Below are 15,894 nucleotides of genomic sequence, written 5' to 3' on the forward strand. Positions count from 1 at the left end.
GTTGATCGACGCCCCGTACCTCGCCCAGTTCCGCGAACCGGAGGGGTATCTCGACTTCGCCCGCTTCGGCCCACCCTCTTTGGCGGTGGTGACGGCCACCTCGCGCCTGATGGAACAAGCGTCCCTCGCCGGGCCGTCCACTGTGGACACGCTGATGCGCGAGGAACAACGGGTCAAGGCTGCTGTCGCGCGGTTGTGCCGCACCGACACCGACCACGTGGCTTTGGTGCCGAACACGTCGATCGGCCTGTTCCAGGCGGCGTTCGGCCTGTCGGGCACGGTCATGTACTCGGCGGCGGAGTTCCCGTCCAACACCTATCCGTGGGTGCGGGCGGGACTTCCGTCGGTCTTGCTGGACGGTCCGGTGCATCCTGCTGCCGTGGCAACCCACCTGACCGGTGACGTTTCCGCTCTGTCGGTGTCCGCTGTGGACTTCCGCACCGGCTACCGCGCGGACCTGGCGACGTTGCGCGAGGTCGTGGGTGACCGTCTCCTGATCGTGGACGGCATCCAGGGCTTCGGCGTCGTCGACGAGCCGTGGGAACTGGCCGACGTGCTGGTGGTCGGCGGTCAGAAGTGGTTGCGCGCCGGGTGGAGCACCGGTTTCGTGGTGCTGTCGGACCGCGCTTTGGAGCGGTTGACACCGGTGCTGTCGGGCTGGACCGGCGCGGTGGACGCGGGGCTGTTCGACGACGCGGTGCACGACGCCGCACCGGACGCCGCCTCCTGGAACATCACGAACCTCTCCCCGGTCGTGTCCGGCGCCTTCGCGGAAGCCCTGGAACTCGTCGAGCTGGCAGGCGTTTCCGCGCTGGACTCGGCGGTGGGCGAGATCGTCGCCGAGGTCGAGGAGATCGTGCTGTCGAGCGGCGGCAAGATCGTGTCCGCCCGCGAACGCCGTGCCGGAATCCTGGCCTTCACCATGCCCGAGGCCGCCTCGGTGGTCGGGGAAGCGTTGAACGCCTTCGGAATCACCGCCACGGTCCGCCCGGAGCACGTCCGCCTGTCACCGCACGCCACCACGTCGCGGGCAACGCTGGAACGTCTGCGGGCGGCCCTGAAGTCGTTGTCCGCCTCGGCTTCCTCCCCGATCCCGGCCGCGCTGTCCGCGCTGGTGCCGACCATCGACAGCCTCGCCTCGGCCCTGGGCCCGGACACCGAGGTCGTGGTGCACGACCTGTCCCGCCTGCCGAACTCGATCATCGCGATCGCCGGCTCGCTCACCGGCCGCCAGGTGGGCGGCCCCATGACCGACCTGTTGCTGGGCCTGGTCCGCCGGGGCACGACCACCGACATGCCCGGCTACGAGACCTATGCCCCGGACGGCCGCGCGATCTGGTCGTCGACGACCTTCGTGCGCGACGCGGCCGGCGTCGCCGTGGGCTGCCTGTGTGTCAACAAACTCGCGGCACACGAGGCTTCCGGGCCCGTGGAGTCGTTTCCACAGGACGTGGACACGCTTCAGCGCGTGCTGGTCGAGAAGGCGATCGCCGATGTGGGCGTGCCCGTCGAGCTGATGAAGAAGGTGCACAAGTCGCAGGTCGTCCGGGTGCTGGACGAGGCGGGCTTCTTCCTCATCCGCGACTCGGTCGACCACCTGGCGGGCGTCCTGGAGGTCACCCGCTACACGATCTACAACTACCTCAACGAGAACCGGGGGACCTGACCGGGTTCCGGTGGCACGTCTGCTTGTTCGGGCGGAAACGGTCCCGGTCGCCCTTCGCGTTCCGGTGGAGTCTGGGACCTTTCCGCAACTTACGTCTTCCCTCACCGTCATCTCGGCTTTACCGTTCCAGGTGTGAGAGCGCTCTCAAAGGTGAGATGGCGGCGCGGACTGGCCGCCGTAGCGATTGCCCTGTCGTCATTGGCGACGGTCGAGGCTGCACACGCGGCCGACGACTACACGCAGAACGTGACCGCGATCGACGCGACTCAAGCCCGGATCAACTTCACGCCGACGACCCCTGCTGTCTACGTCGACGTGCACTACCTGATCTCCGGCCAAGGTCAGCAGAACTTCCGGATGACCAACAACGCCGGGACCTGGCAGAAGACCGTCGGGTCGCTGTCGTCCGGCACGGTGATCGACTACTGGTTCACCTACGAGAAATCCGGGCCGCAGTACGACACACCGCACTTCAGCTACACCCACAACGGCGCGTCGCAACCGGTCGCGACGCCCACGTTCAGCCCGCCCGGCGGCACGTACTCGTCGGCGCAGACGGTGACGATCTCGACCGCCACGTCCGGCGCGACGATCCGCTACACGATCGACGGCTCGACGCCGACCTCCTCGTCGACCCTGTACAGCGGCCCGATCTCGGTGCCCAGCAACAGGACCATCAACGCGATTGGTATCAAGTCGGGTCAGGCGAACTCGTCGGTCGGCAGCGCGTCGTACGTGATCGGCACGCCGGTCGCGACGCCGACGTTCAGCCCGCCGGGCGGCGCCTACGCGTCCGCGCAGACGGTGACGATCTCCACCGCGACCTCGGGTTCGACGATCCGGTACACAGTGGACGGATCGACGCCGACCTCGTCGTCGACCCTGTACAGCGGCCCGATCTCCGTGTCCAGCAACAGGACCATCAACGCGATCGGGATCAAGTCCGGCCTCGCGAACTCCGCTGTGGCCAGCGCGACGTACACGATCGGCACGCAGCAGGGTTGTACGCAGTCCGACAACCCGAACTTCGGGCCGAACACGCGCATCTTCGACCCGAGCATGTCGGCGACGAGCATCCAGGCGCAGCTCGACACGGACTTCAACAACCAGAAGGACACGCTGACCGCGCAGATGGCGCCCCGCCGGGTCGCGCACCTGTTCAAGCCCGGCACCTACAGCGGCATCCACGACGACGTCGGCTACTACACGTCGGTCTCGGGCCTGGGCCGCAACCCCGGTGACGTGCTGATCAACGGTGACATCACCGTGGACGCGTTCAACGAGTCCGACAAGGGCGTGGCGCTGCAGAACTTCTGGCGCTCCGCCGAGAACATGGCCGTCAACCCGGCCAGTGGCACCAACCGGTGGGCCGTCGCGCAGGCCGCGCCGTTCCGCCGCATGGACGTCCGCGGCAACCTGGCGCTCTACCCGGCTTCGTACGGGTTCGCGTCCGGTGGCTACACGGCCGACACGCGCGTGTCCGGTCAGACGGCGTCGGTCTCGCAGCAGCAGTGGTACACGCGGGACACGAACTACGGCAGCTGGAACGGCGGCGTGTGGAACATGGTGTTCTCCGGTACGCCGGGCGCACCCGCGACCACGTTCCCGAACCCGCCGTCGACGAACCTCGCGACGACGCCGATCTCGCGCGACGTGCCGTACCTGTACCTCGACGGCAGCCAGTACCGGGTGTTCCTGCCCTCCTTGCGCACCAACGCTTCCGGTGCGTCGTGGATCAACGGCGGCACTCCCGGCACCTCGTTGCCGATGAGCCAGTTCTACGTCGTGAAGTCCGGCGACACCGCCGCGACGATCAACGCGGCACTGGGTCAGGGCTGCAACCTGTTCTTCACGCCCGGCATCTACAACGTCAACCAGACGATCAACATCACGCGGCCCAACACCGTCGTGCTGGGCATCGGCTACGCGACGATCGTGCCGCAGAACGGCGTCACCGCGATGCAGGTCGCGGACGTCGACGGCGTGCGGATCAAGGGCATCCTGTTCGACGCCGGCACGACGCTCTCGAGTTCGCTGCTGACCGTCGGCCCGGCGGGCTCCTCGGCCTCGCACGCGTCCAACCCGACCACGCTGCAGGACGTGTTCTTCCGCGTCGGCGGTGCGGTCGCGGGCAAGGCGACGAACAGCCTCGTCGTCAACAGCAACAACACGATCATCGACCACAGCTGGATCTGGCGCGCCGACCACGGCAACGCCGGCACCTGGGGCTGGAACGAGGCCATCGGTGACACCGGCCTGGTCGTGAACGGCAACGACGTGCTGGCCACCGGCCTGTTCGTCGAGCACTACCAGAAGTACCAGGTCATCTGGAACGGCAACGGCGGACGGACCATCTTCTACCAGAACGAGATGCCGTACGACGTGCCGAACCAGGCGGCCTGGAACGCGCCCAACGGGGTGACGGGCTACGCGGCCTACAAGGTCGGGGACAACGTCACCACGCACGAGGCGTGGGGGCTCGGCAGCTACTGCTTCTTCAACGTCAACCCGTCGGTGAGAGCGGAGCACGCGTTCGAGGTGCCCAACCGATCCGGCGTGCGGATGCACAACCTGCTGACCGTGTCGCTCAACTACCAGGGAACGATCACGCACGTGATCAACGACGTGGGGGCGGTGACACCGCCGGGCACCGTGCCGGTGAACGTCATCAACTACCCGTAGTGCTGCCCTGAAATACGGCCCGTCACCTCCTCCTGGTGACGGGCCGTATCGCTGCCGCCACCTATGATGCGGCCATGTCGATCGAGCGGGGCGCCGAGTTCGCCGAGTTCTGGGCAGAACGGCACCTGTGCACGTTGTCCACCGTCCGTCCCGACGGGACTGTGCACGTCGTCCCGGTCGGGGTCACGCTCGACGCCGAGGCCGGTGTCGCGCGGGTCATCACGTCCGGTGCGTCGTGGAAGGTCAAGCACGTGCGCAACGCCGGGTACGCCGCTGTGTGCCAGGTGGACGGTCGGCGCTGGTCCACGTTGGAGGGTCCGGCGGTCGTGCGCGACGACGTGGAATCCGTCGACGAGGCCGTGCGGCGGTATGCGCTGCGCTACAAGCAGCCGCGGGTGAACCCGCAGCGCGTGGTGATCGAGATCCAGGTGCGGCGTGTCACCGGCACCGTCTGACGTCGTTGTCGTCGGCATCGGCGCCGACGGGTGGGACGGGCTGTCGCCCTCCGCTCAGCAGGCTGTTTCCCGGTCACGTGTGCTGATGGGGTCGCGGCGGCAGCTCGACCTGGTGCCGGGGGAGTTCGAACGGGTCGCGTGGCCGTCGCCGCTGGTACCGGCGTTGCCCGAGCTGTTCGAGAAGTACCGGGACGTGTGCGTGCTGGCGTCCGGCGACCCCATGTTCCACGGCATCGGCACGACCCTGGTCCGGTTGCTCGGCGATCGCGTGACGGTGATCCCGCATCCGTCGTCCGTGTCGCTGGCCTGTGCGCGGCTCGGGTGGGCGTTGAACGAGGTCGAGGTCGTCTCCCTGGTTGCGCGTTCGGTCGATTTGCTACGGCCCGTGTTGACTCCGGGACGGCGTGTGCTCGTGCTCGGTGGTGACCCGGCAGCTGTGGCCGAAGTCGTCGGAGCGTCTGGGCAGATCGTTGTGCTCGAACAGCTAGGTGGGCCCGCCGAGCGGGTTTACCCTTGGTCCGGGCAGGACTCGGACCCGCTGTGCGTGATCGCGGTCGAGTACCGCGGGAGCGCTCTCTCACGGGTTCCCGGACTGCCTGATGACGCTTACGAATCCGATGGCCAGCTGACGAAGCGAGAGGTGCGGGCTATTTCGCTGTCGAGATTGGCGCCTCTGCCGGGGCAGTTGCTGTGGGACGTCGGGGCCGGATCGGGTTCCATCGCGATCGAGTGGGCGCGGACGCATCCGACGTGCCGCGTCATCGCCATCGAGCAGTCGGCCGAACGCGCAGAGCGAATCGCCGGTAACGCTGCGTCTCTGGGCGTGCCGGGGGTGGAGGTCCACATCGGACGGGCGCCGGACGCGTTGGAGGGGCTGGAGAAGCCCGACGCGATCTTCATCGGCGGTGGCGTGACCGTGCCCGGCGTGATGCAGGCCTGCTGGGACGCTTTGGCTTCCGGCGGTCGTCTGGTGGTGAACGCCGTGACGCTGGAGTCCGAGGCCGTGGTGGCGCAGTGGTACGCACGGCTCGGCGGCGACCTGGTCCGGATCGCGGTGAACCGCGGCTCGGCGGTCGGCAAGTTCACCGGCTGGCGGCCGCACATGCCCGTGACGACGTGGAGCGTTACCAAGTGACTGTGCACTTCATCGGGGCCGGGCCCGGAGCGGCCGACCTGATCACGGTGCGGGGGCGTGCGCTGATCGAGTCGTCACCCGTGTGTCTGTACGCGGGTGCGTTGGTGCCCGTGGAGTTGCTGGAATTCTGTCCTGCCGGGGCGCGCAAGGTCGACACGGCGTCGCTCACGTTGGACGAGATCGTCGCCGAGCTGGTCGCGGCCTCGGAGCAGGGGCTGGACGTGGCCCGGTTGCACTCCGGGGACCCGTCGGTGTTCAGCGCGATGGCCGAGCAGATGCGCCGGCTGGACGCGTTGGAGATCGCTTACGACGTGACGCCCGGGGTGCCGGCGTTCGCGGCCGCGGCGGCGTCGTTGCAGCGCGAACTGACCGTGCCGGGCGTCGGGCAGACGGTGATCCTCACGCGGACCTCGCAGCGGGCCACGCCGATGCCGGACGGTGAGGACCTGGACACGTTGGGTTGCAGTCACGCGACTCTCGTGCTGCACCTGGCCGTGCAGCGGATTTCGGACGTGGTCGCGGAGCTCGTGCCGAACTACGGCCTGGACTGCCCGGTCGCGGTCGTCGCGTATGCGTCCCGTGAGGACGAGGTCGTGCTGCGCGGGACGTTGGACGACATCGCGGCGCAGGTCGAGGCCGCCGGGATCAAGCGGACCGCGGTGATCATCGTGGGGAACGTGCTGGGAGCGACGCAGTTCCCGGACAGTCACCTGTACTCGGCCACGCGCGTTCGATGATCCTGATCCTCGGCGGGACGGGGGAGGCTCGGGAGCTCGCGTCGCGTGTACCCGCTGTTTCTTCGCTGGCGGGTCGGGTGAGTGCGCCTCGGTTGCCTGCCGGTGAGGTTCGGATCGGCGGGTTCGGAGGTGTCGACGGGCTCGCGCAGTGGTTGCGTGACAACGATGTCCGGGCCGTGGTCGACGCCACCCATCCGTTCGCCCAGCAGATCACCGCGAACGCCTTCGAGGCCTGCTCCCGGCTCGGCGTCCCGTTCCTGATCCTGCGCCGGCCGGGGTTCTCCCCGCAGCCCGGCTGGCACTGGGTCGACAGCGTTGCCGACGCCGCGCGGGACCTGCCCGGGGCGCGGGTGTTCCTGACGACCGGCCGGCAGGACCTCGCCGAGTTCGCCGCGTGCCCGCAGTGGTTCCTGGCGCGGATGGTCGAGCCGCCAGAACCGCCGCTGCCACAACGGATCGAGGTGCTGCTGTCGCGCGGTCCGTTCACTGTGGACGGTGAACTGGAGCTGATGCGGTCCCGGGAGATCGACGTCCTGGTGACCAAGGACAGCGGCGGCTCGATGACGTCGGCCAAGCTCGAAGCCGCTCGTCAGCTCGGGGTGCCGGTCGTGATCGTGCGTCGGCCACCGCTCCCGCCTGCGGAAACGGTGGCCGACGTCGACGCTGCCGTCAGCTGGTTGGGTACCGTCGGGGCGTGAAGACGACGCCCTGAGGCGTCACGATCGTCTGCGACGAGCCGATGATCAGCAGGCAGCGCATGTCGATGGTGGCCGGGTCGAGGGCGCCGAGCGTGAGGACGCGGATCTCCTCCTCCGGGCCGCCGACGTCGCGGCCGACGACGATCGGCGTCTCCGGGGCGCGGTGCTGGAGCAGCAGGTCGCGCGTGTCCGCCACCTGGTGGGTGCGGGCCTTGGACGCCGGGTTGTAGATCGCGATGACCAGGTCGGCCTTGGCGGTGGCTTCGAGGCGTTCGGCGATGACGTCCCACGGCTTGAGCCGGTCGCTCAACGAGATCACCGCGTAGTCGTGCCCGAGCGGCGCGCCCGCCTTGGCCGCCACGGCGTTCGCGGCCGTCACACCGGGGATGACGCGCACCGGCACGTCCGGGGACTCCGCCGCGACTTCCAGCACCGCGGTGGCCATGGCGAAGACGCCGGGGTCGCCCGACGACACGACGGCGACCCGCGCACCCTTGCGGGCGAGATCCAGGGCGAAGGCCGCGCGTTCGGACTCGACCTGGTTGTGCGAGGAGTGGCGCTTCTGGCCTGGCCGCTCGGGAACGCGGTTGAGGTAGGTGCTGTAGCCGACCAGTTCGTCGGCGGCCTCGAGCTCCTGGCGGGCCTCCGGGGTGAGCCAGTCGCGGGAGCCGGGGCCGAGGCCGATGACCACGACCTCGCCCTTCGGCTTGGCGGGCTTGGACTGGCTCGGCAGCAGGGCGAGCGAGAAGTACGGGACGCTCTCGGGATCGACGTCGGCCAGCGGCGACATCTTCTGGCGGCCGGTGGTGGCGCGTTCGACGTACCACGCGCCGTCGAGCCTGCCGGACGCTTCGAGGGCCGCGCGGACGTTGGCGAAAGTGCGGCCCAGCTTGAGGATCGCGGCGCTGTCGGTGTCGGCGAGCCTGGTCGCGAGCTCGGCGGGCGGCAACGTGCCCGGCAGGATCGTGAGCACCTCGTCGCGTTCCACGAGCGGAGTGCCGAGCACTGCTGAAGCACCGCTGACGGACGTGACGCCGGGGACCACTTCCCACTCGTACCGGTCGGCCAGGCGTTTGTGCATGTGCATGTAGGAGCCGTAGAAGAACGGGTCCCCGGCGGCCAGCACGACGACGTCGCGGCCGGCGTCGAGGTGCGCGGCCAGCTTGGCGGCGGCCTCCTCGTAGAAGGCGTCGATCTCGCCCTGGTAGTCGTCCGTGTCCTCGGTGGTGACCGGGTAGACGAGCTGTTCCACGATCTGCGGGTTCGGATCGTCCTGGCTGCGGAAGTACTGGGCCGCAATGGTCTTCGCGACCGACTTGCCGTGCCGGGCGCTGTGGAACGCCACCACGTCGGCTTCGTTGATGAGTCGCGCGGCCTTGACCGTCACGAGTTCCGGGTCGCCGGGACCCAGGCCGACGCCGTAGAGCTTGCCCGTCATTCTTCCTCGCTCGCGATCGCGTTGATGGCCGCCGCCGTCATGGCACTGCCGCCGCGCCGGCCGCGCACCACGAGGTGCTCCAGATCCGTTGCGGCCAAAGCTTCCTTGGACTCCGCCGCCCCGATGAACCCGACCGGGATGCCCAGTACCGCGGCGGGTCGCGGAGCTCCGGCGGCGATCAGGTCGAGGAGGTGGAACAACGCCGTGGGGGCGTTGCCGATCGCGATCACCGCGCCGTCGAACCGGTCCGCGAGCAGTTCGAGCGCGGCGGCGCTGCGCGTGTTGCCGATCTCCTGGGCTCGCGTGGGGGTGCGCGGATCTCCCAGGTAGCAAAGGACTTCGTTGTCCTTGGGCAGGCGGCGGCGGGTCACGCCGGACGCGACCATGTTGGCATCGCACAGGATCGGCGCGCCCGCCCGCAGTGCCGCACGGGCGTCGCGGACGACGTTCGGCGAGAAGGCGACGTCGGTCGGCAGATCGGTCATGCCGCACGCGTGGATCATGCGGACGACGACTTTCGCGACGTCGCCGGGGAACCTGGTGAGGTCCGACTCCGCGCGAATGGTGGCGAAGGACTGGCGGTAGATCTCCGCCCCGTCCTTGATGTACTGCGTCAACGGATCTCCTCGTAGCCGTCGCCGGTCGCGACGAACTCGGTCACATCGCCTGCGGGACGACCGCAGCGGCGGGCACAGCCTGACCAGTGAACGGGGCGGTCGTGCGGGGTTCCGAGCCAGGCTCGCGCGTCAGCTCGCACGTCGGAGAGCGACTTCGCGCAGCCCGGGCGGCCGGTGCAGGCGCTGACGCCGTGCCACGGGGAGGCCGGGTCGGTGATCAGGCCGGTGGTGTCGGTGCCTTCGGGGACGACCAGGCTGCGCCACGGGGTCAGGCGGAGGGCGACGCCGGGGAGCTGGTGAGCGTCGAGCCGGCCGAGCGGCACGCCTGGCGTCAAAGGTGAAGGTGCGACAGGCGTCACAGCCGGGGTGATGCGCGGGGCGTCGGTGGCACCGAAGTGAGCGGTGATCTTTCGCACACCGTCGTCCACTTCGGACAGGCGCCAGGCCTGGCCGCGGAGCTGCTGGAAGAGGCGGGCGGCGGTCACCACCGCGTCGACGGGGTCGGTGACGCGGACGCCGGTGTCGCGACCGGCGAGCAGAAGCACGTCGTTGACCAGGCCGAAGTCCCCTCCCAACCCGCTCACCGAGGCCCCGACCGTCACCAGGAACCTGCCCGGCAGATCCGCCAGCGCCGGGTCCGCGCACAGGGCCGTGTCGATCGCGTCGACCAGTGCCTGGTTGTCCTCCAGCGGTGCCGCGATGATGTTGCGGATCCGCTCGTGCGACGCGGAGGGCAGGAGCCCGGCCGCGGTCAGTCGCGTGCCCAGTTCCACGCCGTCCGCCAGGCCCCTGATCTGGAGGTTCGCCCGGGAGGTCAGCTCGATCGAGCCGGAACCCAGTTCGAGCGCGGCGAGGCGCACGACGTCCCACTGAGCAGCGGAAAGAGTGCCGCCGGGTACCCGGATGCGCGCCAGCCCGCCGTCGGCCGCGGCGTGCAGCTCGACGGCGCCGGGGCAGGCGTCCGGGTGACTACGCATAGGTCGGACTGTAACCCGCCGGTTAGGGTGAGCCCGAACGACGAAGCGCAGGAGGAAGCCGGTGTGAATCCGGCGCGGTCCCGCCACTGTGACCAGCGAACACCGCTGGGAGTCAGGAACTCCGCTTCGCCAGTCACCCGCATTTTGGGGCGAGGACCCCACGAGGGATGGAGCCTGCGTGATCCTGCTGCTGTCGACCTCCGACACCGACCTGCTGTCGGCGCGTGCGAGCGGTGCCGAGTACCGGCTCGGCAACCCCGCGCGACTCACGACCGACGACCTGCCCGTGCTCGTCGACGGCGTGGACCTGGTCCTCGTGCGCATCCTCGGCGGCCGCCGGATGTGGGAGGAAGGCCTCGACTGGCTGCTGGCCGGCGGGCTGCCCGTGGTGGTGCTCGGCGGTGAGATGCAGCCCGACGCGGCGCTGATGGAGCTGTCGACGGTGCCCGGTGGCGTGTGCGCCGAGGCGCACCTCTACCTCGCGCACGGCGGTCCGGCGAACCTCACCGAGCTGCACAAGTTCCTGTCGGACACCGTGCTGCTGACCGGCCACGGCTTCGAGGCCCCCGCCGCCACCCCCACGTGGGGTGTGCTGGAGCGCGAGGGAACGCCAGAAGGTCCGACGGTCGCGGTGCTCTACTACCGGGCGCACCACGTGGCCGGGAACACGGCGTTCGTGCACGCCCTGTGCGACGCGATCGAGGCCAAGGGCGGCAAGCCCCTGCCGGTCTTCTGCTCCTCGCTGCGCACCGCCGAACCCGAGCTGCTCGACACCCTCAGGCAGGCCGACGCGCTCGTCGTAACGGTGCTCGCGGCGGGTGGCACGAACCCCGCGAAGGCCTCGGCGGGTGGCGACGACGACGCGTGGGACGTCGGCGCGCTGGCCGCGCTCGACGTGCCGATCCTGCAGGGGTTGTGCCTCACGTCGAGCCGCGACTCGTGGGACGAGAACGACGACGGACTGTCTCCTTTGGACACCGCGACCCAGGTCGCGATCCCCGAGTTCGACGGCCGGATCATCACGGTTCCGTTCTCCTTCAAGGAGATCGACGAGGACGGGCTGACCGTCTACGTGGCCGACCCGGAACGGGCGCTGCGCGTCGCGGGCATCGCGGTCCGGCACGGCAGGCTGCGGCACATCCCGGTGGCCGAGCGCAGGATCGCGGTGATGCTGTCGGCGTACCCGACCAAGCACTCCCGCATCGGCAACGCGGTCGGCCTGGACACGCCGGCGTCGACCGTGCGGCTGCTGAAGGCCATGCAGGAGCACGGTTACGACATCGGTGACGCGCTGCCGGGCGTGCAGGAGCTGGACGGCGACGCGTTGATCCACGCGTTGATCGCGGCCGGTGGCCAGGACGCGGACTGGCTGACGCAGGAGCAGTTCGAGAGCAACCCCGTGCGCATCGCCGCGGCGGACTACCGGGAGTTCTACGAGACGCTGCCCGAAGACTTCCGCGAGTCGATGCAGGAGCACTGGGGCGAGGCACCGGGCACGCTCTTCGTCGACCACTCCAAGTCCAAGGACGGCGAGATCGTGCTGGCCGCGTTGCGGTCCAACAACGTCGTCGTGATCGTGCAGCCGCCGCGCGGGTTCGGCGAGAACCCCATCGCGATCTACCACGACCCGGACCTGCCGCCGTCGCACCACTACCTCGCGGCGTACCGGTGGATCGAGTCGAACTTCGGCGCGGACGCGGTCGTGCACGTCGGCAAGCACGGCAACCTGGAGTGGTTGCCGGGCAAGACCGTCGGCATGTCGGCGTCCTGCGGCACGGACGCGGCGCTCGGCGACCTGCCGCTGGTCTACCCGTTCCTCGTCAACGACCCCGGTGAGGGCACGCAGGCCAAGCGGCGCGCGCACGCCACGCTGGTCGACCACCTCGTCCCGCCGATGGCCCGCGCCGACAGCTACGGCGACATCGCGCGCCTGGAGCAGTTGCTCGACGAGTACGGCAACATCTCCGCGATGGACCCGGCGAAGGTGCCGGCGATCCGCGCGCAGATCTGGACGCTGATCCAGGCCGCCAAGCTCGACCACGACCTCGGCCTGGAGGACCGGCCGCACGACGCGGAGTTCGACGAGTTCATCCTGCACGTCGACGGCTGGCTGTGCGAGGTCAAGGACGTCCAGATCCGCGACGGTCTGCACGTCCTCGGCGAGGCGCCGACCGGCAGCGTCCGCGTCAACCTCGTGCTCGCCATGTTGCAGGCGCGGCAGATGTGGGGAGGTCAGGTCGCCGCGCTGCCCGGACTGCGCGAGGCGCTCGGGCTCACGACGACCGGCCGTGAAGACGTCGACGCGATCGAGGAGATCGCGCGCGGACTCGTCCAGGCCATGGAGGACGCGGGCTGGGACCGGGAAGTGGCCAAGACCCTGCACGAGTCCGAGGACGTGCAGAAGATCCTGGAGTTCGCGGCGGTCGAGGTCGTGCCTCGTCTGGCGCGCACCACGGACGAGATGACGAACGTCCTGCACGCGCTGGACGGCGGCTACATTCCGGCCGGCCCGTCGGGTTCTCCGTTGCGCGGCCTGGTGAACGTGCTGCCGACCGGCCGCAACTTCTACTCGGTCGACCCGAAGGCCATCCCGTCGCGACTCGCGTGGGAGACCGGCCAGGCGATGGCTGACTCGCTGCTCGCCCGCTACCGCGAGGAGAACGACGGCGAGTGGCCGCCCTCGGTCGGTCTGTCGGTCTGGGGCACGTCCGCGATGCGCACCGCCGGTGACGACATCGCCGAGGTGTTCTCGCTGCTGGGCGTGCGGCCGGTGTGGGACGACCAGTCGCGCCGCGTCACCGGTCTCGAGGTCATCTCGCTGGAGGAACTGGAGAGGCCGCGCGTCGACGTCACGATCCGCATCTCCGGGTTCTTCCGGGACGCCTTCCCGCACGTCGTGTCCATGTTGGACGATGCCGTGCAGTTGGTGGCCGCGCTGGACGAGCCCGCGGAGCAGAACTTCGTGCGGGCGCACATGCTGAAGGACCTGGAAGAGCACGGCGACCAGCGCAGGGCGACGTTGCGCGTCTTCGGTTCCAAGCCGGGCGCGTACGGCGCGGGCGTGCTGCCGTTGATCGACAGCCGCAACTGGCGCGACTCGTCCGACATCGCCGAGGTCTACGCGGTGTGGGGCGGTTACGCGTACGGGCGTGGCGTGGACGGCGTGGCGGCGCGTGCGGACATGGAGTCGGCGTACCGGCGGATCGCGGTGGCGGCCAAGAACATCGACACCCGCGAGCACGACATCGCCGACTCGGACGACTACTTCCAGTACCACGGCGGCATGGTCACGATGGTGAAGGCGTTGACGGGCAAGGCACCCGCCGCGTACGTCGGTGACAGCACGCGACCGGAGGCGGTCCGCACGCGCACGTTGACGGAGGAGACCTCCCGGATCTTCCGCGCCCGCGTGGTGAACCCGCGCTGGATCGGGGCGATGCGCAACCACGGCTACAAGGGCGCGTTCGAGCTGCAGGCGACGGTCGAGTACCTGTTCGGCTACGACGCCACGACCGGTGTCGTCGCGGACTGGATGTACGAGAAGCTCACCGAGTCGTACGTGCTCGACCCGGAGACCCGGAAGTTCCTGCAGACCAGCAACCCCTGGGCGTTGCACGGCATCGCCGAGCGGCTGCTGGAGGCGGCCGAGCGCAAGATGTGGGAGCACCCGGAGGAGTCCACTTTGGACGCGCTGCGGGCGGCCTACCTCGAGACCGAGGGTGACCTGGAAGACGGCGTCTGAACGACCCGTACGCAGCAGTGACCTGGTGACGGATCGAGGCGGGCGGACACGCCGTTCGCCTTGATCCCTTCCAGCAGGCCGTTGATCAGGCACAGGGTCATGCCGCACACCAGTTGCGCGTGCCGCTGCGCCAGGCTGTGGAACGGGCAGTTGCCGAGCAAGATCTCCTCGCCCTCGGACCGGGGCTCGAAACCGAAGTCCTCCAACGCCCCGGTCAGATCGCCCGAGGCGGTGGAGGCCAGCTTCGCGCCCCATTCGTGGGCACGCCGGTTCAGGATCTCGCGCGGCGGCTCGCCGGTGCTCTCCGCCTCCATCAACGCGTCCGTCACCAGGTGGCTCGCGGCCTCGTAGCGGCGGTCGGGCAGCGACACCTCGATCTGCTGCTCCGAGCGCTGGTAGAGCTTCGCCGGACGGCCCGCGCCAGGTCCGCTGCGGCCGGATCGGCGCTGGTGCACCACTGTGAGCAACCCCATCTCGACCAGCTTGTCGAGGTGGAACGCGGCCGTCGTGCGGGGGAGTTCGACGGCCTGCGCGGCCTCGTCCTTGCTGATGGGCGCGGTGTGGTGCACGACGAAGTCGTAGAGCCTGCGGCGGTTCGGCTCGTCGAGGGCCGCGACGGCGGCGACGGGGTCGGCCATCTCTAAAACCTACTCTTGTTGACTAAATTCGGCGAACGGATCTACCGTGGCGAACATGGACGTCGAGGCGGCGCAGCGAGCGGTCACGGACCTGCTCAAGGCACTGGGCAAGGACCCGTACTCGGCGCACTTGGCCGACACCCCGCGCCGTGTGGCCGAGGCCTACGAGGAGATGCTGACCCCGCGCGCCTTCACCATGACGACGTTCCCGAACGACGAGGGCTACGACGAACTCGTGCTGGCGCGCAGCATCCCCGTGCAGTCGTTGTGCGAGCACCACATGCTGCCGTTCCACGGTGTCGCGCACGTCGGATACCTGCCGGGGGAACGGATCCTGGGCCTGTCGAAGCTCGCGCGGGTGGTGGAGATGTTCGCCCGCGACCTGCAGGTGCAGGAACGGCTCACGAAGCAGGTCGCCGACTGGCTGCAGGAACACCTGCAGCCCAAGGGAGTCGGCGTCGTGATCGAAGCAGAGCACATGTGCATGTCGCTGAGAGGCGTGCGGGTCAGCGGATCCCGCACGGTCACCTCGGCGTTGCAGGGCGTGCTGCGCGAGAACCCCGCGTCACGCCAGGAGTTCTTCTCCCTCGTTCAGGCCGCCTGAACCGGTCCGAACACGTAGGAGCCGGCGGCGTCCGCGTTGTCGCCCGCCCAGAACTCCGCCCACAGCGTGGCGAACTCGGCCCGCGAGAGCCTGCCGTCACCGTCGAGGTCCAGGACGGAGAAGTCGGTCGTGCCCTCGTGGCCGAGCCAGGCCTCGATCATCACCCGGTACTCTTCCTCGGACACGTAGTCGTCGCCGTCCGCGTCCACGGCACCGAACATCGCGTCCGCGGTGCCGAGCACCGGTTCGATGTTCGTGGGCAGCACGTCCACGACGTTCAGCACGTCGTCCAGCGTCACCCTGGCCGCGCCGCCCGCCGCCGACTGCAGGGTCGTCCACCAGCCGAGCATCACCTGGGACAGCAGTTTCTCGTCGCTGCCGCGCAGTTGGGCCCAGCGCGCGGCGAGGAGCCGGAAGTCCTCCTCGGTCAGATAGCCGTCACCGGTGACGTCCATCGCGCCGAACACCAGGTGCACCTTGCTGCGCTGAAATTCGCTCGCCATGC

At 69.3% G+C, this 15,894-nt stretch carries 13 protein-coding genes and 1 riboswitch; of the genes, 8 read left to right on the top strand and 5 right to left on the bottom strand.

The window, feature by feature from the left end; translation table 11 throughout:
- The first annotated feature begins 1 nt into the window (after position 1).
- The 6 genes from ACH413_RS26395 (at position 2) to ACH413_RS26420 (ending at position 7,373) form a co-directional block, all read left to right on the top strand.
- Positions 2-1,666 carry an aminotransferase class V-fold PLP-dependent enzyme gene (locus tag ACH413_RS26395; protein WP_360031873.1) on the top strand — a complete coding sequence of 555 codons (1,665 nt, stop codon included), beginning with the start codon at positions 2-4 and terminating at the stop codon, positions 1,664-1,666.
- A gap of 132 nt (positions 1,667-1,798) precedes the next feature.
- Complete coding sequence (locus tag ACH413_RS26400; RefSeq protein WP_360031872.1) at positions 1,799-4,348, top strand: chitobiase/beta-hexosaminidase C-terminal domain-containing protein; 2,550 nt, start codon at positions 1,799-1,801, stop codon at positions 4,346-4,348.
- 74 nt (positions 4,349-4,422) lie between these two features.
- Positions 4,423-4,803 (top strand): TIGR03618 family F420-dependent PPOX class oxidoreductase, encoded by a 381-nt coding sequence (locus ACH413_RS26405; protein WP_360031870.1) that lies wholly within the window; start codon positions 4,423-4,425, stop codon positions 4,801-4,803.
- Positions 4,784-5,938 carry a precorrin-6y C5,15-methyltransferase (decarboxylating) subunit CbiE gene (gene cbiE / locus ACH413_RS26410; protein WP_360031868.1) on the top strand — a complete coding sequence of 385 codons (1,155 nt, stop codon included), beginning with the start codon at positions 4,784-4,786 and terminating at the stop codon, positions 5,936-5,938. Before ACH413_RS26405 ends, cbiE begins: the two co-directional genes overlap by 20 nt.
- Positions 5,935-6,675 (top strand): precorrin-4 C(11)-methyltransferase, encoded by a 741-nt coding sequence (gene cobM / locus ACH413_RS26415; RefSeq protein ID WP_360031866.1) that lies wholly within the window; start codon positions 5,935-5,937, stop codon positions 6,673-6,675. The genes cbiE and cobM overlap by 4 nt, the downstream gene beginning before the upstream one ends.
- The gene (locus ACH413_RS26420) at positions 6,672-7,373 is read left to right on the top strand and encodes a cobalt-precorrin-6A reductase (RefSeq protein WP_360031865.1); all 702 of its coding nucleotides are present in this window, start codon (positions 6,672-6,674) and stop codon (positions 7,371-7,373) included. The genes cobM and ACH413_RS26420 overlap by 4 nt, the downstream gene beginning before the upstream one ends.
- Here the strand turns inward: ACH413_RS26420 and ACH413_RS26425 are convergent.
- From ACH413_RS26425 to ACH413_RS26435, 3 genes are read right to left on the bottom strand one after another with little or no spacing between them, the layout of a single operon-like run.
- A complete protein-coding gene (locus ACH413_RS26425; RefSeq protein WP_360031863.1) occupies positions 7,345-8,811 on the bottom strand; it encodes a precorrin-2 C(20)-methyltransferase in 1,467 nt (488 codons plus the stop codon). The genes ACH413_RS26420 and ACH413_RS26425 overlap by 29 nt on opposite strands.
- Positions 8,808-9,428, bottom strand: a complete 621-nt coding sequence (locus ACH413_RS26430) for a precorrin-8X methylmutase (protein WP_360031861.1) — start codon at positions 9,426-9,428, stop codon at positions 8,808-8,810. Before ACH413_RS26430 ends, ACH413_RS26425 begins: the two co-directional genes overlap by 4 nt.
- The gene (locus ACH413_RS26435; RefSeq protein ID WP_360031859.1) at positions 9,425-10,405 is read right to left on the bottom strand and encodes a hypothetical protein; all 981 of its coding nucleotides are present in this window, start codon (positions 10,403-10,405) and stop codon (positions 9,425-9,427) included. The genes ACH413_RS26430 and ACH413_RS26435 overlap by 4 nt, the downstream gene beginning before the upstream one ends.
- 8 nt (positions 10,406-10,413) lie before the next feature.
- A riboswitch (cobalamin riboswitch) is annotated at positions 10,414-10,549 on the top strand.
- Between the two features lie 34 nt (positions 10,550-10,583).
- On the opposite strand from ACH413_RS26435, the gene cobN reads away from it, so the two are divergent.
- Complete coding sequence (gene cobN, locus ACH413_RS26440) at positions 10,584-14,147, top strand: cobaltochelatase subunit CobN (RefSeq protein ID WP_360031857.1); 3,564 nt, start codon at positions 10,584-10,586, stop codon at positions 14,145-14,147.
- Here the strand turns inward: cobN and ACH413_RS26445 are convergent.
- Complete coding sequence (locus ACH413_RS26445; protein WP_360031855.1) at positions 14,108-14,785, bottom strand: helix-turn-helix domain-containing protein; 678 nt, start codon at positions 14,783-14,785, stop codon at positions 14,108-14,110. The genes cobN and ACH413_RS26445 overlap by 40 nt on opposite strands.
- 55 nt (positions 14,786-14,840) lie before the next feature.
- Between ACH413_RS26445 and folE the strand changes: the two genes are divergently transcribed.
- Positions 14,841-15,389 carry a GTP cyclohydrolase I FolE gene (folE, locus tag ACH413_RS26450; RefSeq protein ID WP_360031853.1) on the top strand — a complete coding sequence of 183 codons (549 nt, stop codon included), beginning with the start codon at positions 14,841-14,843 and terminating at the stop codon, positions 15,387-15,389.
- Here folE and ACH413_RS26455 read toward each other — a convergent pair.
- A complete protein-coding gene (locus tag ACH413_RS26455) occupies positions 15,377-15,892 on the bottom strand; it encodes an EF-hand domain-containing protein (protein ID WP_360031851.1) in 516 nt (171 codons plus the stop codon). The two genes, folE and ACH413_RS26455, sit on opposite strands and share 13 nt — an antisense overlap.
- Positions 15,893-15,894: the final 2 nt, after the last annotated feature.

Origin of the sequence: Lentzea sp. NPDC020367 (genome assembly GCF_044387305.1) — a bacterium.
Lineage (GTDB): Bacteria > Actinomycetota > Actinomycetes > Mycobacteriales > Pseudonocardiaceae > Lentzea.

Bases quoted from the DNA above. Each gene is read 5' to 3' on its own strand.
- ACH413_RS26405 (WP_360031870.1), top strand. From the start codon at position 4,423: ATGTCGATCGAGCGGGGCGCCGAGTTCGCCGAGTTCTGGGCAGAACGG.
- ACH413_RS26420 (WP_360031865.1), top strand. From the start codon at position 6,672: ATGATCCTGATCCTCGGCGGGACGGGGGAGGCTCGGGAGCTCGCGTCG.
- ACH413_RS26425 (WP_360031863.1), bottom strand. From the start codon at position 8,811: ATGACGGGCAAGCTCTACGGCGTCGGCCTGGGTCCCGGCGACCCGGAA.
- ACH413_RS26435 (WP_360031859.1), bottom strand. From the start codon at position 10,405: ATGCGTAGTCACCCGGACGCCTGCCCCGGCGCCGTCGAGCTGCACGCC.
- ACH413_RS26445 (WP_360031855.1), bottom strand. From the start codon at position 14,785: ATGGCCGACCCCGTCGCCGCCGTCGCGGCCCTCGACGAGCCGAACCGC.
- folE (WP_360031853.1), top strand. From the start codon at position 14,841: ATGGACGTCGAGGCGGCGCAGCGAGCGGTCACGGACCTGCTCAAGGCA.
- ACH413_RS26455 (WP_360031851.1), bottom strand. From the start codon at position 15,892: ATGGCGAGCGAATTTCAGCGCAGCAAGGTGCACCTGGTGTTCGGCGCG.